The sequence below is a fragment of the Schinkia acidoalkalinis genome (assembly GCF_054301215.1).
On record NZ_CP182573.1, the window covers coordinates 1,854,743 to 1,875,464 of the forward strand.

Here is a 20,722-nt window from a genome sequence, read left to right on the forward strand (position 1 = left end):
CTTCGGGCTCTACCCTCCCTCCATAGCGACCGACGGCACTATTTGGCCACAATTTTGGTCACAAGGCACTAAACCCCAAAAGAGCAAGGGATTCAGCTCCTTGCTCTCCAAAAATTGCTACATTAACTTTTTGACGCCGCTGTATATCCTCTAATTATATGAACGTGACCATCATTTTCAGTTGTCCGAATCTCAGCATAATGGGTGTGATAGCCGTTTTGTAAAGGAATTGGCGGACTTGTATACTCCTCATAATAGTGAATATGCCCATCATCAAAAGTAGTATTGCCATATACTTTATGGACATGGCCGGCGTTGGTTTCAATTGGTGTACCTGTTACTCCAGGATGTAAGTGCGTATGACCGCCCTGGCACGTTGTTGCTCCGAAATGGGCATGTGTATGACCTCTCCCCTTTCGCGACATCACATCCATATAATCATCTTCTTCAAAACCATCAGTTTCATCTATGTCAATTCTTTCTATTCCATCATAATAATCGGCATTCTCACCATATGAATATTCATCCCCATTCCAATAAGGTTGGGGAACCCCTGCAACATATTGATATTCTTCCTCACCTGAATTAGTACGTATTGTACCACCAGTAAAAGGAACCACTGTTTCATATGGCGTGTGTAGGCCACCCACAACATGAGGGTAATTGACTGGGTTAAAATAGCCACCACCTTGTAGTGTACTAGGGTATGAAGTTACCCCTCCACCCGGCTGAACTTGGCTGCTAAATCCCTCTCCGAACGGATTTGCAGTTTGACCACCAAATCCCCCTTCATAAGGATTTGCTACTTGACCACCCATTAGCCCATGAAGTGGACTGGCCATTTGGCCACCATATGCACCTTGAAGTGGGCTGCCCATTTGTCCTCCATATGCTTCTTGAAGCGGACTGCCCATTTGTCCCCCATATGCTCCTTGAAGTGGACTGCCCATTTGTCCCCCATATGCTCCTTGAAGTGGACTGACTATTTGACCATCAAATTCACCTTGATACGGACTGACCATCTGTCCCCCATATGCTCCTTGAAATGGGCTAGCCATTTGGCCATACCCCTGCTGACCAACATTAGTCGAATAAGTATATGGATTCATTCCAGTGTAAGGACTCGGCATCATATTATAATGCATGTAAGACATCTCCTTCTTTTTTTTATTTAACACGAGACACTTATAACGTATGAATCCATTCACTTGTACAGCAACCCGGTCAATGGCCTATTTATTAGGTAGTGGTTGAAGTTTTTGTAAAAAATAAATCCCCCTAAAGGAAACCTTTTTCTAACTTTTTTCGTCTAATATGTAAAGAAGAGAATAATATAAACTCATTAGAACCACTCAACTTTAGATAACAAGTAAAGGACCACATTCCAATTGAGAGGGCGAGGTGAAAGCATGGCATTTACTTTTATTTTGTTAGCGCTTGTTGGGACCGTTGCGTTAATTTTATTTTTAGCATTAGGAGCAAAACGGGTAATTAATGCCGACAGTGAGGAGAGAGAAGATATGATTAAACAAATTTATCAATATGCAGTTGCTTTTATTACATTGATCATGGTTATTGGTGGAGGCGTCTTCGCCTTTATGTCCGCCGCCGACTATTTATCGCCAAGCGCCTATGTTCAAACATACGAAGAATACAAGGATATGAAGATTAATAATCTTAAATATGAAAAAGAACAAACCGAAAAGGTTAACTACAGTGAGGAAGAACTACAGAAACAATATGATGCCATGGTTCAGCAGCAAATGGAATTCACAAAGCAACGCGCTGTGAATGGCTTAATTAAAAGTTTCGGATGGATTATCATCCCATTCCCAATCTATGTTGTATTCCAACGCCGAATAAACCGCGATCGAAAAGCTAGAAATTGAAAATGAAAAAAATAACCGTATTTCACACTGAAGTTGAAATACGGTTATGATTTTTTAATTATTTACTAGTTTATGAATGATTACTGACTATTGATGGGATAAATGCGTGTATCATAGATAACATGGGGAAAATGTGTTTGTGGTAATACTGCAATGTTAGATGCCAAGTTCTGCCCTGCTTGTGGATATCATTTTCATAGTGGCCCAATCGAGGAATCTTCTATTGATGCCTCCATTATAGAGGAAACAAAAAGTGACACAACAGGAAAATCAGATAGCGCTGAAATTTGTTATAACTGCAACACAGTGCTTAAAAAAATGCTTTGTTTTGCGGAGAATGCGGCGCTCCAGTTCGTGAAAAACAAGGAACACAATCGTAACTGATTAGTGTTCCTTGTTTTTATCATTTAAAATTGTTTAGAAATCAAAAAAGGAGAGCTATGACTTTATTGTCAATAACTCTCCAATTTAAGCTTTTTCGCTATTTTTACTTCCATGGTAAATTGTAAGGAATCCTAATTCTGATTTGTTTTTAGCCATTTATTAAGAATATCAGATGTCCATTGCGCCTTTTTATATTTGAAACACGGAAACAGTCCTCAAATATTAGTTATTCAACTCATTAATATTTTTGTTATATAAATCTTCTATTAGTTTTTTAGATTGTTGATAATCTCGATTCTTAATGGCAGTCTCTTGTTCTTTAAAGTCCTTTACATTTTTATTGATAAAATTATACCTCGCATATGCCTTACTACGGAGAAATCCATTAGTTTTGCTACTGATTTTGTCTTCAAGATATGAACCTCCCATGACTAAAGTCACAGGTTTCGGGGTTGGTGCTAACACACATTGACCACACGTGGCGGGGAACACACCGCCGCTACTCCGTTAGCTTCAAAGGCTTTCGGAACTACTTTTCGCAAGATATTTCCCGCGCCATTTACATCCGCGTTTATAAGAATATTATGTTTGGAACGATACAAACCTCGTTCGATACGTTTGCCACTAAAGATATAGTTTGTTTGATTCCCCGATTTGAAGGTTGGAATCATATCTTCATCCAAAAAACTTGCTTTTGAGGTATAACTTTCTTCCATCGTATGGACGGCAATGCCTTCTGCCTTTGCTTTATATGTGACTAATTCAATAAGAGTTAAATGCGGAATTTGAACAAAGGTTTGGTTATTTTTCTTACCGATTTTTATTTTTTGTTTCCAATTCGTGTTTTTACCTATTACAATCGTATCGATATTATTTTCCTTTGCCATTTTCACAATATGAAAGCTCACTTTATGGAAGAAGTCTTTGATTTGATGGTTTCTTTTCTTGTCCAAATTTCTTAATCTGTTGGAATGAAAGTGTCCTTCCTTTGGGTTGATTCCATTACGTAGAATGGCAAAATAATAGCCTCTTAATTTGTTGTACCACTGGTTTATAGCTTTGATTCTTCCGCTTTTAAATAGTACCGGAGGTTGGTTCGTAGTAAAAACGATGGTGGCGATGTTTTCCACACCCAAATCTATACCCATGCAACGATCTTTTTGGGCTATAATTGCTTTTATTTCTCCTACTAAGAAAATGATTTCAATTGTAAATGCGCCGTATGTTGGGATAATTCGTACTTGTTGAAATGTCCCTTTCATTTCACCCAATTTTCCTATGTTTATTTTCACCTTCGTTTTGGGAAATGTTATATATTTCTCATCTTTTATTTTGCAAATTTGGTTTGAAAGAATCACTTCTTTACGTCCACCCTTTGGTAGATACCCTGGTATTGCGGGCCTAGCTTTGTACTTTTGTGGATTCACTTTAAAATCTCTAAAACTAGTAAAGAAGCTTTTCCAATTTTGAATGACATTTCTAATGACTTGTTGATTGATTTGACCAGGTAAAGAATAGTAATCTTTCTGTTTCATGGTTTTAAACAAACAATCTAAGAATGAGTAGCCTAAAAAGGGTTTTTCCCTGGTTGGTATTTCAAACGTAACTTCCCTTACTTTCTTACGCTTATGTTCCAGCTTTTGATTTTCTTTTTCCATTCTTTTTAGATAGGCTTTATGTTGTGCTGCGTTCATTTTATGGATGTTTTCATGGAGGATATCCATCACTTCTTTTTGTAATGGCTGTAGTTGTCTTTCTTGATGTAAGGCGGTGTATACTTGTCGAATGAAGAAATTCGTTGTGTTGTATAAGTTATTACTTTTCAAACAAAGATCATCAAAATACGGATACAATTTATGACCCTTTTTAACGTTAATCTGATAAGTGCGATATTCCTTTTCCGAGTCCATTGTGTTTTTCACCTCGCTTTCATAGCTATATTTTACCATCGAGAATGTATGTTCGTCTATTATTTTTATTTAAAAAGATAAAGCCCATTCATCCCACGACTTAAGTCACGGGTGTTCTGGGCTAGTTCATAAATTTTCCTTTCGTCCCCATACTAAGCTCCTCCTTTTTCTGACGGTGCTTTATTTTCCTGTTAACAAATTTGCGAATAAACTTTTACATTAAACTCAAGCAATGTGGCTATGATATAAACAGATAAATTCATAATTCATTGACGATAATGGATAGTAATATAGGAAAACATCCATTACCGTCAATGAAAAATGAAAGAAATAATTAGTTCTTCAAATCATTGATATTTTGGCTGTACATCTCCTCAATTAACTTTTTAGATTCTTCGTAATCATTATTTTTTAGTTCTTTGGCTTGCTTCTCAAAAGAACTGATATTATCCTTAATAAACTTATATCTTACATTTGCTTTACCAATGAGAAACTCATTTGTTTTGAGTGAAATTTTATCTTGAAAGTATAAGTAGTCAGCTGCTTTTAATAAACTAAGATTTTCTTCTAACGCAAATGCATTCATATCATTTACTGCCTCTAACAATTCCAATCCTTTATCTATTTCAGTAGAATCTATTTTTCTAAGAGTTTGGTTCCTCCAGTTTTCCCATTTCTTTGCCAACTCTTTTACCTTGTTTAATTCCGCAATCAGTTCTTGTTGGTTTCTTGCTGAAGCGTAGATTCCATTTGCTGCTTCAGCCATATCAATTAGCTGTTTTTGTTCATCGCTTGCGACATCAAAACCGATAATATGAACTACAGGCTGAATATTGGATTCTGCAATCTCTTTCGCTGCTCTAACAGGGTCCCCGCCACAGGTTTCAATGCCATCCGAAACAAAATAAATAAAGTTCGTATTTGTTTCGCTGTCTAAATGTGCCATATCCTTTTTGGCTTCATCCAATGCTTTTGCTAATGGAGTCCAGCCAACAGCGCTGACTTTGTTAAGAGCTGTATTAAATTCGTTTGCGGAATATGGCTTCATCCCATAGATTTGCTCAATTTTATTGCATGATTTCATTTCACCGCCGCCAACATGGCCATAAACACGCAATGATATATTTGCACCTTCCGGTAAAGAAGACGTAAACTGATTGATTGATGCTTTAGCAATCTCTAACTTTGTCTTTCCACCAATCTTTGCTTTCATACTGCCACTGGCATCAAGGATGATTTCAACATTAAAATTCTCTTTTAATGCATAGCGTGGGTCATCAAATTCAGGCATAGCAATTTTGTCTTGGTCCCAGCCTTGGACAATATCGTATAAATCAAAATATTCCCAAGCAAATAGCGAAACTAATTTAGCATATAATGCCTCTTTAACCTCTGGATCATCCTCAAAACCTATTAATTCGGGAAGTTGATCAAGCATTTTTTCCTTTTTTATATTTCCTTCAACCATAAAATCCTGACCTGCAAACAAACCCGGTGGATAGTTCAAAATCCCTTCCATTGTTCCAGGAACAGCAGGTGCCTCCAACTGTGCTAAAATTTCTTTTTTTTGTTTCGCTTCTTCAGTAATTCCGACATTCTCGCGGGTTTCCCCCTTTTGGGCAATTTGCTCACCACTACCAGTTCCTGAGCTTTTCCCACTACAGCCAGCAAACATAAATACAAGAACTACGATTAAAATTACTTGAATGATATACTTATAACCTTTCATATTGTACGACGCTCCCATTCCATCCTTTAGTCATAAAATGACACTACTATCCGCACTTTTTTCTATTATTTTACCATTTATGGTAATAAAAGTATTAATTTACACAGAAATTGTTGTCGAATGAACCTTTAGCCCTACTATTACATTCAATATGATGAAGTCACAATCAATAGCCCTGCTCATATGGGCAAAGGCTAATTTTTTCATTACTTTGGATTTATGACAATCTCTACTCTGCGATTTTTTTGTCTACCTTCTTCATCTGCATTCGATTCGAGTGGTTTTGTCTCCCCAAAGCCCTTCGTTGAGATATTTAAATGGCTCACTTTGCCACTTTGCATGATATAATCAGCGACAGCCTTGGCGCGCCGTTCTGATAAGGCTTGATTATATTCATCGCTGCCTTGATCATCAGTATGACCTCTTACTTCAACTGGAGTGCCGGATTTTTGATTTTCTAATACGTTTAATAATTGATTGATGATTTCTTTTGCTTCTGGTTTTAACTCATCTTTATCATAATCAAATAGCAACTGATCTGACACGCTCATTGTCATTTCCTGCTCCTCAGTTGTTATCCTCACATCTTTAGGAACCTCTACATCAAGAGCTTTCAATGGAAGAATTAATTCAATTTTTTTTGATCCGTCAGCTTCAGGTTTTACAAGGTTACCTTTCAGATTTTCATATTTTTCCCCATAGGTCTTAAATATCTCTGTTTTCACCGTCGGAGTAACAGCGGGGCTACTTTCAATTTTCACAAAGCCTTGTTTCGTTAAAGAATGATAAGGAATCATTAAATCGAAATATCCATATTGATTTACGGTTGTATAGGAATTAACGAAGCTCTGACCAGCAAATGCAGACTCACTTGACCAATAATTGGCCTTTAGTTTAATGCCTTCCAGTAAATTCGACTTTCCTTGAACATAAATATAACGATGGTCATTCGTTACTTTTGCATCAATCCAAACTTCTTGATCGCCATAATCCTTTGGTAATTTATACACCTTTGGGCTCGTAAACTCATATTCCTGAACATCATCTTGGAGGTGAAGTACAGTTTCAATTCTTGCAAACTTTTTGATTACCCCATCAAAAGACTCCTCTTTATATACGAGCGGCCCTTCAACATTCTTATTGTTTTCACCATAATGTTCTTTAATGGCATCACTCTGATACTCGGAAAGTATCAAATAAAGTCTAAGATTACTATTATCCAGTGGATCGATTTCGAAATGAAAGGTGCCGTCTTCTTCTACAAGTGTATCTGTCGATATTTTCATAAAGGTAATGCTGCTTGCCGTAGCGGTTCTATATATAGTATCAGGATCTAAGTGTATCTTCGTACCAGGTAAAAGATTACTTTTTCCATCAACTATAATCTTTTCCCCTTCAACCATAGCCTTGGCCGTCATTTTAATATTGTAGTCTCCTAATCCTTGCTCCTTATTAGCACTTGGATTGGAATTTGATTTCTCTCGTGTTTTCTTTTGCTCATCAACAGATGTCTGGTTACTACTATTCTTTACGTCTGTAAAATTACATCCAGCAAGTGCTACTATGATTCCACAAATGATTGCGAATAGAACAACTAATTTTTGCTTCAAAGGTATTTTCCCCCTTCACTTTTGATTGTGCGAAAAGTCCTTACTTTAGTCGCTATCTGCCTTCAATCCTTATATTTACCTCTATATCTATTAACCATATAGTTACATATTTGTAATTACAAGGTACATAAGTATGAAAAATATGTCTTGTTGTTTTTTTGAGTGGTGCCAGGCACTTCGAACTGAATTTAATCCTTTAACACTTTCATTACTTTCATTAAACTCTTATAGTAGTGGTAGTAAACCTTAAATATTTAACTTTTAGAAAGGAGAAAACATGAAAAAAATTTACTTTATCTTCATCCTTTTTTTTAGCCTTTTTATTAGTAATGAAGTATTCGCAGCGTCTGCAATACAGGTAAGTATTAATGGAACTATGCAAACCTATGACCAGCCGCCAATACTTGAAAATAGCCGTACATTAGTCCCTTTAAGAGGTGTGTTTGAATCTTTGGGAGCAACGGTTCAGTGGGATTCAACAAAACAGGAAATCACCGCGGTAAAAGGAGAGAAAACGATTTGGTTAAAAATAGGTTCAAAGGTTTCGAAGGTTAACGGTACTGAGAATGAAATAGATGTACCGGCTCTGATTAAAAACAGCAGAACAATGATTCCTTTGCGATTTGTCGGAGAGGCACTCGGTGCCAATGTTAAATGGATTTCTGAAAAAGGTGTCGTCCAAATTACAATGGATTTGTCGCAACAGGAGGTATTACCTCAGTTTGCACAAGTTCAAAGTGGTGAGCCAACTGTTACCATGAAAACATCAAAAGGGGAGATTAAATTCAAGTTATTTCCTGCCTATGCACCAAAAGCAGTAGAGAATTTCTTGAAGCTAAGCCAAAATAGCTACTATAATGGACTGACATTTCACAGAGTGATTGATGATTTTATGATTCAAGGTGGAGATCCTACTGGTAATGGTACTGGAGGAGCAAGCATATGGGGTACACCTTTTGCTGATGAATTTTCACCTCAATTAGCCCATTTCCGTGGTGCGCTGTCAATGGCAAACAGCGGACCAAACACAAATGGAAGCCAGTTTTTCATTGTACAAGCTAAATCAATTGATGAAAGCCTTATTAGTGAAATGGAAAAGGCCGGATTTAACCAAAATATTATTGAGAAATACAAATCTGTAGGTGGCACTCCATGGTTGGATAATCATTATACAGTATTTGGTCAGGTCATCGAAGGCCTAGACATTGTAGACCAAATTGCAACCGTCGATACAGATGATTTAGACAAACCAGTGACACCCATCTATATTGAAAAAGTGATTGTGCAACAATAGGGAAACATGGGGGACGGTTCTCCCGTTCCCCTATTTAAAGCTTATTCTTCGACAAAATCTATCAATCTTCGGGTTGTGCCAGGCACCAGGTACTAATAAACAAAAACAAAAATAAAAAGACAATTAAAGTTGATATGAAAACAACCGCTAATCCTTTCCATGCCGAAAACTGTCCCATGGTTAAGAAAAATTATAGTTTGTGAATTTTTAAATCACATTTATCTTCTTCTGCTACATCAATTGCTGTACGTAGTACTTCAAAAAATGTTTTCCCATCAGTTGTTGCAAAATAATTCGCTAGACTAGTTACTTTTGGACTTATTTTATCCCCCCACGGTGGTTTTTGTGATAAGTCATCAATATCCCATATAACTTGTTCCGGCGAGTGTTTTGATAATTCCTGTTCAATTTCAATTAAATTAGCTTTTACAACAGAAACATCATTCCAGTTTAGTTTGTCATTATACAACTCATTCATCATTAAAGGATATTTTGTACCCCATCCTTCTTTTTCTAAATGATAGGAGATTGTTGAAAAAAATGAATGTACAAAATCGCTATGACCTAATTCGTAATAAAAACAATCTACTAATATTCCTACTGCCATCTAACTTTCACCTCTAATCCATTTTAAAAATTATTTCTGCTACATCATTTGTTCTTTCATTTATTTTTTGTTTAATGTCTCTTAAAACGTCCCTTGAGACATTTTGACCTCTAACATCAATAATAACAGATTGCTTTGTGTGTTCAGGTAAATCACTTATCCGCTTATTTATTTGCTTTGACACATTTCTTATTAAGTTACTTCTACCAGAAGATGTAGTCACTTTATAATTCTTAACTTCTATGCTATGACCATCGATATAAAAATCTGGTCTAGAACTATTTTTAGTGCCATGACTTACTTCATTACCTTCCTTATATGATACTTGGTCACGATATCCAGGATATTCTTTTCCTACATCAATTTCAGACTGTCTCCAAGATGGTCTAGTTTTATCTATACCCTTAACAACAACATCATCAACCTTAGTCCCCTGATACTGCATTCGAAGGTCTGCTGACTCCGCAACCATTATTTCTTCATCTGTAAGGGTGGTCGGAATTCCATTCTTTCTTAAGAGATCGTAAGGATTTCCTGTATCTGAATCACCAACATTAGATTTGCCGGGTTCCTTAACAACTACATCGGCATTATTTGTATCCTTATTCACCACTACTGTCTCGGAATCCTTCAAGCCAGTTTGTGTTTTTACTGTCTGTTCAGCCTTTTGAGTGGCACTAGGTGAAGGACCATCTGCGACTAGATTCATCTTGGGTGCAATGTATGCTCCTACTCCACCAAGGATTAACACGCTCCCAATGGTGATGGCCATTCTTTTCCCTGTTTTTCCCCAGTCCACTTTCCCATTTGCTTTCCATTGGGTTGTGATGTCTACCATTGTTGTGGCGGCTCCCGTAATAGCTCCATAGACTGTCGAGGCCTTCAACACCTGCCAGGCATGGGTAAGGGACCTTGATACTTGTGCAATGGACCTTCCTGTCATACGTGCGAGGATGCCTGCCAACCATTTCCCCGCGACACCTGTTGCCTGGTTCATTCCTATTCTGCCAAAAACCTTTGCTCCTATGGGCCCCAGGACAGACCCAAGTACAAAATTGGACAACAAACTTTCCATGGTTAAGGCTTGCTTCAACTGGCTGCTATCACCTGTAAAAAAGAAGAGTCACCACTTTATCGTGAATGACTCTGCTATATTGAAGCTATTAATCTTTCGACAAAATCTATCAATCTTCGAGTTGTGCCAGGCACCAAAATCCTAATCATAATACATATATTAATTTTCGTAATTTGGATAATATTTAAATTAAATTATATAAAGCTAGTTTCGATCTTTTCAATTATGCTTCAAAACCAATCACAATCCATTCATCTATATAACTCCAAAAATTGATATTATATTTGGGCCTTATTTTTGCAGACCAAAAAGTCGCATTATTATCAATACAATTGGTATAATCTATAACTACATAGCTTCCCATACCATTAGTGAAAAAGCCAAACGAGGTATCTAGGTTTATTTTTACGGGTTCTTCTAAATCATCAATAAAACTCCATTCAAAATCCTCATCACCAATATATGTTACTGATTCAAGTGGAACTAAGCCCATCGATTCACTTGCATAGTAGTAAAAACCGTCATGAACGTTTTCATAAAAATTTCGAATTACGGTAGGAATTTTATCCCATGATTCCTCCAATTCTATACTTTTTTGACCTTCCTGAGGATTTCTTCCCTCGTAATATAATATGTCTCCTTTGGAATTTCTTATAGTGTATAAAATAGAATAAGCGCTTGCTACCTCGATAATTTCAATGTTTATAAGATGCCCCTTTAGATAAGAGATTGTGTTCCGTAATTCTGTCCCTACATTTTCTTCCCATAGGTTTAGAAGTAAATCAATTTTAACTTTAATATCTTCATTATAAAATATTTTTTTCCATTCAATTGGTAATACATTACAATCAAGAATACTTATTTCGTCTACTGTTAATATTCGAACGTTTTTATTATACTTCTTTAAATAAGTAAGTTTTTCTTCCATTTACTAATCATCTCCCTTATCATTATTTTTACTATTTAATTCATTAAAGTCATCGATCTGTTTCTGTATCTTTCTTTCAAGTTCTTTTTCTCTGACTATCATTATTTCCCTAAACTCAGGATTAACTTCAATTTCTCCCGGTTTTCCTTTCTTATAGTGTGTCCACTCTTCAAACGATTTAGATCGCTTTGATGTATTTGCAGCTTTACTTAATCCTATAAAATTATCTGGGTTATTTAAAACTGCAAGTTTTTGGGTATCTGTTAAATCCCCAAAACCATCCATTCTAGTAATTCTATCCATTGGGACAATATGGTCAGCTTCCAGCGCACCCTTAAATGTTTTACCCGGAAGGACTTCATCATAGGTTATAGCTTTTTTATCGTGCCCTTCGTTTACCTTATCTCTTAATTCTCTTGTTGGTGTCAGGTCTCTAAGCATTTCATATTCTTCTTGTGATATTTGCCTTTCCCCATATCGCGGCGGAGTCCCAACTTCGCCCGTACCCTTAACAACAACATCATCAACCTTAGTCCCCTGATACTGCATTCGAAGGTCTGCTGCCTCCGCAGCCATTATTTCTTCATCTGTAAGGGTGGTCGGAATTCCATTCTTTCTTAAGAGATCGTAAGGATTTCCTGTATCTGAAGCACCAACACTAGATTTGCCGGGTTCCTTAACAACTACATCCGCTTTATTTGTATCTTTATTCACCACTACTGTCTCGGAATCCTTCAAGCCAGTTTGTGTTTTTACTGTCTGTTCAGCCTTTTGAGTGGCACTAGGTGATGGACCATCTGCGACTAGATTCATCTTTGGTGCAACGTATGCTCCTACTCCACCAAGGATTAACACGCTCCCAATGGTAATGGCCATTCTTTTCCCTGTTTTTCCCCAGTCCACTTTCCCATTTGCTTTCCATTGGGTTGTGATGTCTACCATTGTTGTGGCGGCTCCCGTAACAGTTCCATAGACTGTCGAGGACTTCAGCACCTGCCATGCATGGGTAAGGGACCTTGAGAAACACGGGGGAGAAACACGGGGGACGGTTCTCGCGTTTCCCTAATTTTTTACAAATACGGAGCTAGTGGTGCTACTGGACCTCATCTATCATTCTTCGGGTTGTGCCAGGCACCAAAAACTTAGTACAGTCTCAAAATCAACATATCGTGACCACTTCTTGCTGTTAAGCTCCCAACAATCATAAGGACTATGAAAATAACAAATGTCCCCTTTGCAAGCTTTGATTCCCCAGAGTTAGAAAAGGCACTGAAAACAGCTTCCCTTTTGAACACTGCATATACAAATATGAAAACATAGCTGTACCAATTCCAGGAAACTACTAATCCTGCCAATGCACCTCGTTTCTTTTTCGAGTGTGCACCCAGAACCAAGTAATGGCTAGTTAATATGTCCAACCATTATCCTTCGCATATTGTTCCACATCATCAATTCCCTTTTCGTGAGCTTCCTTTGCTAATCGGTTGTATTCTTCTAACTCCCCTTGGTCAATCACTTTATAGTCCCCTTCTTCATTTTTGACAATCCCCATATCAACAAGAGCCCTGCATCCTGTCATTAATAGGGTCAGAATCGCGACTATACTAAGGAATCTCATCTTTTTCAATGCGACACCTCCATAAAAGAACTTAATTCCTCTTCAGTTTCCTGCCACATACTTTTCAGTTACATAAAAATAGATAATTGGAAACAAAAAAAGATTAATAACAATCCTAAGAACGGTATAAATCATTAAATTAACCTCAATAAACGCCAACCCGTTCATTAAAATAGCCCAAATTAGCATATTAACTGATGTCCATAATAAGATATCACCAAATATTGAGATGAAATTTTGTCTGTAAAAGCTTTTAGCCTTTGATAATGTAGCTTTTAGCGTTTTATCGTCTTCTTCATAAAAGGGAAGCAAAAACGCAAAGCTTAAGATGACAAGTCCTGGAATGACGAAAAACACGGTTCCAATATATGAAAAAACAAAGACGATAATTCCACCAAAAAATACAAAGCCAAACGATGAGACAAAATCATGTACCATACTTTTTAAGCTATATTCTTCATCCATCCTTAAATGTCGATAGAGCTTACTAAACGGTTTTTGCGTAGCAATAAACAGAAGTACATACATATAAAGGACAAGCAGGTTTTCAATATAATCTAAGTCCAGTTGAGAAAAGTAATGGATCCAACCGTACATAAAAAGTTGGAACGGTAGGACGATTAGACTTGTGAACCCTAATATTTTCAGAATTCCTAAATTGTAATAATAAATCACATCTTTAAACATTCTCAATCCTTCTCCCCAAAATAGTAAGCTTCACGAAGGCACCCACCAAAGATAGTGATGAAGCTATTAATAATGAATAGAGAACAATATTTTGATTCAAAAATACGTTAGTATCCATGATGAAAAACATGAATAAAAAATTCATTACAATCAAAACCTGTGCCGTCATGTATGCTAAGAAATATGGAAAATTACTTTGCGAAGCAGCAATAAAGCCATTAAAGAAATAGGTGATGATCATAGTCACGATAGAAAGTAGTAGTACATCAGGTATCAGCAATACACTAATAAAACTAGTAATAATTAAGAATAATGTCGACAAACCCAATGTTTTAAAGAAAGCAAACATTTATAACATCCTCTATGATTTTTTTGAATAAGAAAAAATCCTTGCTGTACTTGTTGCAAAAACGGTTAACCAGTAAGAAGCCAACAGTAATACGATTGAAAAATAGGTCATGGTTGCATGATGACCAAAGGTATACGAAAAGTGCTCGGCTGCTTTGTAAAAACCACCGCCACCTGCACATATAACTACTAAAATAAAGCCATGGTATAAATATTTATATATTCGGTACTCATCACTGTCACTCAACGTTATTTTTTTCATTATGTTTCTATATTTGTAGGTAATATAGTTAAGCAGCACCCAAAGAAACACGAGTATTAGTTGCATGATTATGCTTTCATGAACCAACTTCATTGCGGGGAAACTTAAAAAGAACGACATGATTAATAAACCCACATATCCTCCAAATGCTGCTAGTTTCTCCTTTTTCCTTTGCTGTTTAGTTACATCTACAATAATGGTAAGCAGCAAATAAAAGGAAACTATTACAGCATAGATCCCAAAAAAGAACCATGAAAAAAAGGGGGTTGGGAGAAATATCGCTCCGTAAATGATCATGAAAAGCCCAATTGGTGTCTGGCGAATAGTATTCATGTTTTTCTCCCCCTCATACTTTTTATCCGAAAAGTCCCGATATTTTTGCCTTCATACTAGAACCTAATTTCTTACCTAGGTTAATTGCGCCATCATAGACCTTCTTAATACCTTTTTCAACTGCTCCTTTAAATCTTCTACCGACTTTCGTCTCTAACAGGAGTGCAATTCCAATCCCAACAACCGCACCAACTATCGTACCAACCCCTGGTACAACCGAGCCTGCTGCCGCACTTACGGCTGTAGAGCCTACGCCAAAAGCTACATCTGTTGTAATACCAGCTGCAAAATCTGTGCTTTTAAAATGCTTTTTACTGTCAGTAGCATAATTAATAATTCGTCCACCAGTAGACAGCAATACATTTCCTAATCCACTTCCCTTGGCAACCTTGCTGAATTTAAAAAATTCCTTATTCACTACTTTTCCTATACCTTTATTAGCAGGATTAAAAGGATTGCTAAATGGATTCCAGTTATCCGAAAAGTCTTTTCCAATCTTTTTAAGAGCGGTTTTAAATCCAATGTTCGACTGGAAAAATGGAGCGATTTTTTTTGCTTTAACCTCTGTACCACTTCTTAAAGTATTGTTTCGTAAGATTAATTTCTTATCGTTAAAGCTTTCTAGATAATTTTGGTACCTTAGATTAAGCCACATTGCTACCGGGTTGTTTGCATTTGTAAAGGTCGTCCTCCCTAAAATTTGATACAGGTTTTTATTTCCGGTTGCTGTTTTTAAATCTTTTATTTTAAAGCCTGCCGCAATGGAAAGGGTGCCATCCAATATTTCTCCGAATCTTTTAGGAAAGGTTACTAGGTATTTTTTTGCTTGTTTAGCAGCCCCATGTATGTCATTAACCGTCTCAAGCTTGGGATCTCCTGTTTGAATCTGTCCTTCTCCCGGCTTCTGATAGTCTGTGGCAATCGTACTTCCCTCCGGAAATTTTCCATCGTAAGCAAAAAGCTTTGACTGCCAAAATAAGCCTGGTGCCGGTGGTGTAGGCATAGTAGGTTTTACAAAAATAGGATTGTTGTATATTGGGTTCTGTACAATTGCCTGACTGGATACTGATCCTATCTTTCCTCCTTCAACTGGTTTTCCTGGTTTATAAAATTCCCCAGGAATCATAAATGTACCACCTGTAATCGGTTTGCCTGGCTTATAAAAATTCCCCGGAGTCATCGGCTGACCCGGTGTCATAAATGAACCTGCATAGCTAATAATTGGAGACAAATTCCATAAAACTAAAACACTGATCAATAATATAGCTGTTATTCTATTTATTACTTTTTCTCGCACCTTTTACCCTCACCTCACTTTTAGTAAAATTGAAAACTCCTTATAAAAATAAAAAAGACACAACTAAAATAGACCGAAATTTCTCTCAGTTGGACTAAACATAGCTGTGTTTTTATAAATATATATTTTCCAAGTATTTAAGAGCCGGTCCATACCCTTTTTGCGGAACCTTATAGATGAATTGAGAAATATATTTATTATCAAAAATTGTCTCAAACTTAACAGCTGACTTTACTTCTATTTGCCATTTCGAAGTAAACTTGACCTTTGTTTCATCTGTTAGGCCCTTATTTTCACCAATAATATTTTGAACCGTTGGTGAAAATATGTAATACATATCCGTACTTGTTAATCCGAGTTTATCCTTTAATTCCTTTTTTAAATAAGGATGCTGATCTATTCTGTCCGGTAGGATTTTGTTCATTGCTTTAACGTAAGCAACCCCTTCCTCCATGCCACCACTTATATAGTCATTTTTCTTTTCATCGATAAGCTCACTGACACTTTTCCCGGAATCCATTGACAGTTGGCTTACCCGATCTGCAATATAAAATGGGTCAAGTGTGGAGCTGTTCTCAAACTCATCAATTGCTTCTTTTGTTTTATCTAATAAAACGGACGTCCCCGCCAATGCTGCCTGCTCGACAGCGAGATTTGCATGCTCTTTGACAACATAAATTTTCACAATATTAATGGTGGGAACAAATAGGATGCTAAAGATTCCAAAAATCCAAAGTAAGTAAAGCGATGCATTCCCTTTTTCATTTTGTAAATTTTTCACGGTGTCAGCACCCTGCCTATAGCTTCCTGTTTTAACTCCAAGGTTGCCTGTGGTCTCCACTGGCTTGGGACAAATGAAAGAGGATGGTCTGTTGTTAATACGAGTTTGAATTTTCCGCCGCCTAAATTTTGTCCTACGATGTCCTTGTAGGTTATTACATTGCTGCTTCCTAATGTATCTTTCGCAGTGTTCATTGCCTCAACAATGTCATAGGTCACAGCATATGTCTTAGCTGCGTTGTTGACAGCAGTTTTTGCCGTAAAAACTGCATAGCCTGAAGCTACCACCTGCCAAAGGAGCAAAAACAACAGAAAGTAAAACGGCAGAATCCCTAGAAATTCAATACTGACAGCGCCTTTCTCATTGCTGAAGTGCCTCTTCCCAGTTTTCACTCTTAAGCCCCTCCAATCTATTGATTTTATATTGAAGGTACCAAACATGAAGAAATACTAATAGCCAAGGATTTATATATACATCGACAAATCTTGCTTCGATTACATCCCTCATACGAAATACAGAATAATAAAGTATGCCTAAATAATAAAAGGTAAAAATAATATCTAGTGATGAAATCATAGCATAGCCATAGGGTGTGAATATCGCTTCACCTATCAAATTAAATAAAAAGGAAAGGCAAAGGAAAAACGTAACCACCCACCATAGCTTGATTGGGATTAAGCCCTTGTAATCCATATTCCTCAACGTTCTTCTTTCTTTTAAAAACCAATAGCCTACATAAATTCCCATCGTGAGAATGGATAAAACGACTACCAACCCTACATTAACCTTTTTAAAAATATGTTCAGATGGCTCAGTACTCACGATCATCACCCAAATCTTTTCTATATTTGACTGTTAAATAAAAATAGAGAAACGGAAAGAAAATTGCGTTTGATAGGACACGAATAGTTAAATATACTAGATTATTATTTTCAAAGTTTGAAATTAAATATAGAGAACCGGACCAAATCAATAAATTTACAGAAAGAACGATAAGAATATCAATAAATAAAAAAATATTTTCATCTTTTACAACTCTCCAAACCTTTTTTAAAGCATTTCCGATATTTTCCTCATCAGAAAATAACGGAATGAGCAGTATGACCATACATGCTAAAATGCTAGGAATAAAAAGTAGAACAGACCCAAAAACAGCTATTAAATAAAAGAATAATGTAAGGATTGCTGTATAACCAAATTTAGTGAAAAAGACCTTTAGCAATTCAAAATACCTAAATGTGGTTTCATTCAGATCGTTTTTGGCTAAAAAAAGAAAAGGCGGAAATAGCACAGTAAAATTAACAATAATAAAAAACGCCGTCATCAGATTACTAAATTCAACTGTATCTAAGATACTAAAATAACTGATGGCGCAATATATAAAAAAAGTAACCGGTATAACTAGGACTAGGTTAAGTATTACAATTGAAATTAAATTTCTATTATATAAATTCGTGACATCCCTTAACATTTTTGCATCCTCTGTTTCCTAGCCCTTATTTTTATTGCCAAAAAGGTCATGAGCAACGATATTATTGAATTTCTCGCTAACCCATTATTTACTGTTCCTGAATCTGCAAATACCATGATATCTAAAACAAAAACAGCAAATAACATATTCATAAATGTTAGGGTAACACTAGAAATAAAGCTTGCGAAATAAGGTGTTTCTTTATTCCAGATTGGCGCTAATATTCCGTTTAAAATGTAGCATAACGTATATAAAATTGTTAGAATGATAGCTGTATTGTTTATTTGTATAAATCCAAGTAGGCAGGAAGCAGCAATGAAAACACTCATTACTGTCCCCAATGTCTTAACTAGTCCTGATAAACTAAACATTGAATCCACACACCCCTATAGCATTTACGAATTGTATTTAGTAGTACACTACTCTATCTGTCTTTTTTAAAAATGCAGAGGAAATAAAAGTAAAAAACAATCCTCCCACATACATGACACCTGTAACCCAAAATGCACCTTGTTTTTCATCCAAAAGTCTCAAAATCAACATATCGTGACCACTTCTTGCTGTTAAACTCCCAACAATCATAAGGACTATGAAAACGACAAATGTCCCCTTTGCAAGCATTGATTCCCCTGGATTAGAAAATGCCTGGTAAATCAATTCCCTTTTTATCAGCGTTAATACAATTAGTAATACATATAGAAGTAAAGGTACAAAAAATAGGAAACTACCAAATGTAACCCTTAAAAATGGTGTAACAAAGTAAAATCCCAAAGAAAATTGCAATAAAAAATTCACAAGAGAGTTATACCTTATTTCTACTTGAATTTTTTTATATAAGTATCTTGATAATAGAATTAGAATGATAGAGATACATGAATTAACGACAAATATCGTTAGCGACCATGAGGGAATGGCACTAAACAAAGGAACTATGATAACACTTACCAAAATTAATGCTAAAGCTGGACCATCCAAAAACTTTTCTTTGTTAGAACCCAAATGCGCCACCTAATTTCTTCAATCCATTTTTTACGCCTTCATAGGCCTTATTGACTCCTTTTTTAACGGCATTCGTAATTTCAATTCCTCTTCTAGTACCATTAATGAAATAATTTGCACCTAAGCCAAAAATTAAACCTGCTACTGCACCAGCTGCTGTACCCAATCCTGGAACTACTGATCCTGCCGCCGCTCCTGCTACGACACTTGATATAACACTGCTTACTGCTGTTGTCCCCACACCAATGGCTAACTCCACCGATAAATCTGCTGCAAATTCAGTGGACTTGTACCCATAATCTCTGTACCTGCCTTTTTCGCTAAAATCAAAAAGCGAATTTGCGGTTGATAATACAACGTTTGCTGGACCGCCCAACTTTTTCAAACTACTTAAAGCGGCATTCTTAACATATTTTGATAGACCCATATCTTTAGGCTTTAGATTCTTGCTTTCCCTGAAGATTTCTAATGTTTTCTCCTTAATCCTCGAGGTCTGCACACCTAATGATTTTACTTTTCCATCGTAATAGCTTTTATATTCTTGATAAATATTGTTCAGTAACTTATTTTTATATTCAAATTTTTTTGCAGAAACTTTGTAGCCCGACTTTCCACCAGGCATTTTTTCTATCTTAAAACCGGCAAAATAGGCTAATGTAGGACCTAAAACATCTTTGTTCAAGATACTAAGTACGTTATTAGCATCAATAAGGAACCCTACACCATGCCCATGCCCGCCCCTTCCCGGATCCAGTGTCTGAATAAAGATTGGGTTTAATTTCCAAGGAACTTCTTCTCCGAATTTTTCCTTTGGTATTTTACTTTCATCGTCACCGTCATTATCGCCCATCACTATAGTAGCCGGTGCGGCTACTATCTTTTCATTTCTTGGTCCAAAACCATTGTTATCCAATGTACTGCCATCTCGTAATGTACCAGCAATATTTGCATTGCCACCCGTGGGGCCCTTGCCATCGTACTTCGCATTGCCGCCCGTGGGTCCTTTGCCATCGTACTTTGCATTGCCGCCCGTGGGTCCTTTGCCATCGTACTTTGCATTTCCCCCAGTTGGTATCTTGCCATTAGAAATTTGTTCACCAGTACCGCCTTGTATAGGATTCCCGGAATTACTAGGTTTAAATGGCAAAAACAAATTAGGAACCGGCGGGGTTGGCGCATTTGGTATTAGGAAGCTACCATTGTTGTAGGGTGTACCTGGGAATATGGGCTGACCCGACGCAGATGGTAGCTGGCCATTCCCTTTCACCTCTCCAGGATTATATGTTTTACCAGGTTTATATACATTTCCAGGAATCATAAATGTGCCGCCTGTTATTGGCTGGCCTGGAGTATAAAATTGACCCGGAGTCATCGGTTGTCCAGGAGTCATAAATGTACCCGCTGCATAGCTTGCCACAGGAGATAAATACAGAAGCAGCAAAACACTGATCATCATGATAGCGGCTATTCGATTTGCAAACCTTTCATTCATTTCGCTCG

Annotated in this window: 24 protein-coding genes; 3 read left to right on the plus strand and 21 right to left on the minus strand. The window is 36.7% G+C overall.

Features of this window, described 5'->3' with window-relative positions:
* Window positions 1-122: 122 nt before the first annotated feature.
* A complete protein-coding gene (locus ACNQFZ_RS09640; protein WP_458415033.1) occupies window positions 123-1,145 on the minus strand; it encodes a YmaF family protein in 1,023 nt (340 codons plus the stop codon).
* A 264-nt stretch (window positions 1,146-1,409) separates the two neighbouring features.
* Between ACNQFZ_RS09640 and ACNQFZ_RS09645 the strand changes: the two genes are divergently transcribed.
* Complete coding sequence (locus ACNQFZ_RS09645; RefSeq protein WP_458415034.1) at window positions 1,410-1,889, plus strand: hypothetical protein; 480 nt, start codon at window positions 1,410-1,412, stop codon at window positions 1,887-1,889.
* 153 nt (window positions 1,890-2,042) lie between these two features.
* Window positions 2,043-2,273 carry a hypothetical protein gene (locus tag ACNQFZ_RS09650; protein WP_458415035.1) on the plus strand — a complete coding sequence of 77 codons (231 nt, stop codon included), beginning with the start codon at window positions 2,043-2,045 and terminating at the stop codon, window positions 2,271-2,273.
* A 222-nt stretch (window positions 2,274-2,495) separates the two neighbouring features.
* Here the strand turns inward: ACNQFZ_RS09650 and ACNQFZ_RS09655 are convergent, their stop codons facing one another.
* From ACNQFZ_RS09655 to ACNQFZ_RS09670, 4 genes are all read right to left on the minus strand, one after another.
* Entirely contained in the window at window positions 2,496-2,738 is a 243-nt protein-coding gene (locus ACNQFZ_RS09655; protein ID WP_458415036.1) for a hypothetical protein, read from the minus strand.
* Window positions 2,732-4,183, minus strand: a complete 1,452-nt coding sequence (locus ACNQFZ_RS09660) for an RNA-guided endonuclease InsQ/TnpB family protein (protein ID WP_458415037.1) — start codon at window positions 4,181-4,183, stop codon at window positions 2,732-2,734. The genes ACNQFZ_RS09655 and ACNQFZ_RS09660 overlap by 7 nt, the downstream gene beginning before the upstream one ends.
* A 334-nt stretch (window positions 4,184-4,517) precedes the next feature.
* Entirely contained in the window at window positions 4,518-5,912 is a 1,395-nt protein-coding gene (locus ACNQFZ_RS09665; RefSeq protein WP_458415038.1) for a VWA domain-containing protein, read from the minus strand.
* A gap of 206 nt (window positions 5,913-6,118) precedes the next feature.
* The gene (locus tag ACNQFZ_RS09670; RefSeq protein ID WP_458415039.1) at window positions 6,119-7,522 is read right to left on the minus strand and encodes an OmpA family protein; all 1,404 of its coding nucleotides are present in this window, start codon (window positions 7,520-7,522) and stop codon (window positions 6,119-6,121) included.
* A gap of 376 nt (window positions 7,523-7,898) precedes the next feature.
* Here ACNQFZ_RS09670 and ACNQFZ_RS09675 point away from each other — a divergent pair, with 376 nt between their 5' ends.
* Window positions 7,899-8,816, plus strand: a complete 918-nt coding sequence (locus tag ACNQFZ_RS09675) for a peptidylprolyl isomerase (protein ID WP_458415362.1) — start codon at window positions 7,899-7,901, stop codon at window positions 8,814-8,816.
* Window positions 8,817-9,006: 190 nt separating this feature from the next.
* Here ACNQFZ_RS09675 and ACNQFZ_RS09680 read toward each other — a convergent pair whose 3' ends face one another.
* From ACNQFZ_RS09680 to ACNQFZ_RS09755, 16 genes are all read right to left on the minus strand, one after another.
* Window positions 9,007-9,423, minus strand: a complete 417-nt coding sequence (locus ACNQFZ_RS09680) for an immunity 70 family protein (protein WP_458415040.1) — start codon at window positions 9,421-9,423, stop codon at window positions 9,007-9,009.
* A 13-nt stretch (window positions 9,424-9,436) separates the two neighbouring features.
* Window positions 9,437-10,516 carry a hypothetical protein gene (locus tag ACNQFZ_RS09685; RefSeq protein ID WP_458415041.1) on the minus strand — a complete coding sequence of 360 codons (1,080 nt, stop codon included), beginning with the start codon at window positions 10,514-10,516 and terminating at the stop codon, window positions 9,437-9,439.
* Between the two features lie 205 nt (window positions 10,517-10,721).
* The gene (locus ACNQFZ_RS09690; RefSeq protein WP_458415042.1) at window positions 10,722-11,426 is read right to left on the minus strand and encodes an SMI1/KNR4 family protein; all 705 of its coding nucleotides are present in this window, start codon (window positions 11,424-11,426) and stop codon (window positions 10,722-10,724) included.
* Window positions 11,427-11,429: 3 nt separating this feature from the next.
* Window positions 11,430-12,368, minus strand: coding sequence for a hypothetical protein (locus ACNQFZ_RS09695; RefSeq protein ID WP_458415043.1), 939 nt, complete (start codon window positions 12,366-12,368; stop codon window positions 11,430-11,432).
* A gap of 463 nt (window positions 12,369-12,831) precedes the next feature.
* Window positions 12,832-13,053 (minus strand): hypothetical protein, encoded by a 222-nt coding sequence (locus ACNQFZ_RS09700; protein ID WP_458415044.1) that lies wholly within the window; start codon window positions 13,051-13,053, stop codon window positions 12,832-12,834.
* A 33-nt stretch (window positions 13,054-13,086) separates the two neighbouring features.
* Entirely contained in the window at window positions 13,087-13,731 is a 645-nt protein-coding gene (locus ACNQFZ_RS09705) for a hypothetical protein (protein WP_458415045.1), read from the minus strand.
* The gene (locus tag ACNQFZ_RS09710; protein ID WP_458415046.1) at window positions 13,724-14,080 is read right to left on the minus strand and encodes a hypothetical protein; all 357 of its coding nucleotides are present in this window, start codon (window positions 14,078-14,080) and stop codon (window positions 13,724-13,726) included. Before ACNQFZ_RS09710 ends, ACNQFZ_RS09705 begins: the two co-directional genes overlap by 8 nt.
* Before the next feature lie 12 nt (window positions 14,081-14,092).
* Window positions 14,093-14,674 (minus strand): hypothetical protein, encoded by a 582-nt coding sequence (locus ACNQFZ_RS09715; RefSeq protein ID WP_458415047.1) that lies wholly within the window; start codon window positions 14,672-14,674, stop codon window positions 14,093-14,095.
* 22 nt (window positions 14,675-14,696) lie between these two features.
* Window positions 14,697-15,971 carry a hypothetical protein gene (locus ACNQFZ_RS09720; RefSeq protein ID WP_458415048.1) on the minus strand — a complete coding sequence of 425 codons (1,275 nt, stop codon included), beginning with the start codon at window positions 15,969-15,971 and terminating at the stop codon, window positions 14,697-14,699.
* A 112-nt stretch (window positions 15,972-16,083) separates the two neighbouring features.
* The gene (locus tag ACNQFZ_RS09725; RefSeq protein ID WP_458415049.1) at window positions 16,084-16,752 is read right to left on the minus strand and encodes a hypothetical protein; all 669 of its coding nucleotides are present in this window, start codon (window positions 16,750-16,752) and stop codon (window positions 16,084-16,086) included.
* Entirely contained in the window at window positions 16,749-17,144 is a 396-nt protein-coding gene (locus ACNQFZ_RS09730; RefSeq protein WP_458415050.1) for a pilus assembly protein, read from the minus strand. Before ACNQFZ_RS09730 ends, ACNQFZ_RS09725 begins: the two co-directional genes overlap by 4 nt.
* Window positions 17,113-17,574 (minus strand): hypothetical protein, encoded by a 462-nt coding sequence (locus tag ACNQFZ_RS09735; protein WP_458415051.1) that lies wholly within the window; start codon window positions 17,572-17,574, stop codon window positions 17,113-17,115. The genes ACNQFZ_RS09730 and ACNQFZ_RS09735 overlap by 32 nt, the downstream gene beginning before the upstream one ends.
* Window positions 17,564-17,974 carry a hypothetical protein gene (locus ACNQFZ_RS09740; protein WP_458415052.1) on the minus strand — a complete coding sequence of 137 codons (411 nt, stop codon included), beginning with the start codon at window positions 17,972-17,974 and terminating at the stop codon, window positions 17,564-17,566. The genes ACNQFZ_RS09735 and ACNQFZ_RS09740 overlap by 11 nt, the downstream gene beginning before the upstream one ends.
* Window positions 17,975-18,216: 242 nt before the next feature.
* The gene (locus ACNQFZ_RS09745; protein WP_458415053.1) at window positions 18,217-18,594 is read right to left on the minus strand and encodes a hypothetical protein; all 378 of its coding nucleotides are present in this window, start codon (window positions 18,592-18,594) and stop codon (window positions 18,217-18,219) included.
* Window positions 18,595-18,631: 37 nt separating this feature from the next.
* Window positions 18,632-19,222, minus strand: coding sequence for a hypothetical protein (locus ACNQFZ_RS09750; RefSeq protein WP_458415054.1), 591 nt, complete (start codon window positions 19,220-19,222; stop codon window positions 18,632-18,634).
* Window positions 19,212-20,714: a hypothetical protein gene (locus ACNQFZ_RS09755; RefSeq protein ID WP_458415055.1), complete on the minus strand. Its 1,503-nt coding sequence runs from the start codon at window positions 20,712-20,714 to the stop codon at window positions 19,212-19,214. Before ACNQFZ_RS09755 ends, ACNQFZ_RS09750 begins: the two co-directional genes overlap by 11 nt.
* Window positions 20,715-20,722: the final 8 nt, after the last annotated feature.

What these genes read in the sequence shown, in the direction of transcription:
- ACNQFZ_RS09640 (WP_458415033.1), bottom strand. Translation starts at nt 1,145, where the DNA reads ATGCATTATAATATGATGCCGAGTCCTTACACTGGAATGAATCCATAT.
- ACNQFZ_RS09645 (WP_458415034.1), top strand. Translation starts at nt 1,410, where the DNA reads ATGGCATTTACTTTTATTTTGTTAGCGCTTGTTGGGACCGTTGCGTTA.
- ACNQFZ_RS09650 (WP_458415035.1), top strand. Translation starts at nt 2,043, where the DNA reads ATGTTAGATGCCAAGTTCTGCCCTGCTTGTGGATATCATTTTCATAGT.
- ACNQFZ_RS09660 (WP_458415037.1), bottom strand. Translation starts at nt 4,183, where the DNA reads ATGGACTCGGAAAAGGAATATCGCACTTATCAGATTAACGTTAAAAAG.
- ACNQFZ_RS09665 (WP_458415038.1), bottom strand. Translation starts at nt 5,912, where the DNA reads ATGAAAGGTTATAAGTATATCATTCAAGTAATTTTAATCGTAGTTCTT.
- ACNQFZ_RS09675 (WP_458415362.1), top strand. Translation starts at nt 7,899, where the DNA reads ATGCAAACCTATGACCAGCCGCCAATACTTGAAAATAGCCGTACATTA.
- ACNQFZ_RS09680 (WP_458415040.1), bottom strand. Translation starts at nt 9,423, where the DNA reads ATGGCAGTAGGAATATTAGTAGATTGTTTTTATTACGAATTAGGTCAT.
- ACNQFZ_RS09690 (WP_458415042.1), bottom strand. Translation starts at nt 11,426, where the DNA reads ATGGAAGAAAAACTTACTTATTTAAAGAAGTATAATAAAAACGTTCGA.
- ACNQFZ_RS09695 (WP_458415043.1), bottom strand. Translation starts at nt 12,368, where the DNA reads ATGGTAGACATCACAACCCAATGGAAAGCAAATGGGAAAGTGGACTGG.
- ACNQFZ_RS09705 (WP_458415045.1), bottom strand. Translation starts at nt 13,731, where the DNA reads ATGTTTAAAGATGTGATTTATTATTACAATTTAGGAATTCTGAAAATA.
- ACNQFZ_RS09710 (WP_458415046.1), bottom strand. Translation starts at nt 14,080, where the DNA reads ATGTTTGCTTTCTTTAAAACATTGGGTTTGTCGACATTATTCTTAATT.
- ACNQFZ_RS09715 (WP_458415047.1), bottom strand. Translation starts at nt 14,674, where the DNA reads ATGAATACTATTCGCCAGACACCAATTGGGCTTTTCATGATCATTTAC.
- ACNQFZ_RS09745 (WP_458415053.1), bottom strand. Translation starts at nt 18,594, where the DNA reads ATGTTTAGTTTATCAGGACTAGTTAAGACATTGGGGACAGTAATGAGT.
- ACNQFZ_RS09755 (WP_458415055.1), bottom strand. Translation starts at nt 20,714, where the DNA reads ATGAATGAAAGGTTTGCAAATCGAATAGCCGCTATCATGATGATCAGT.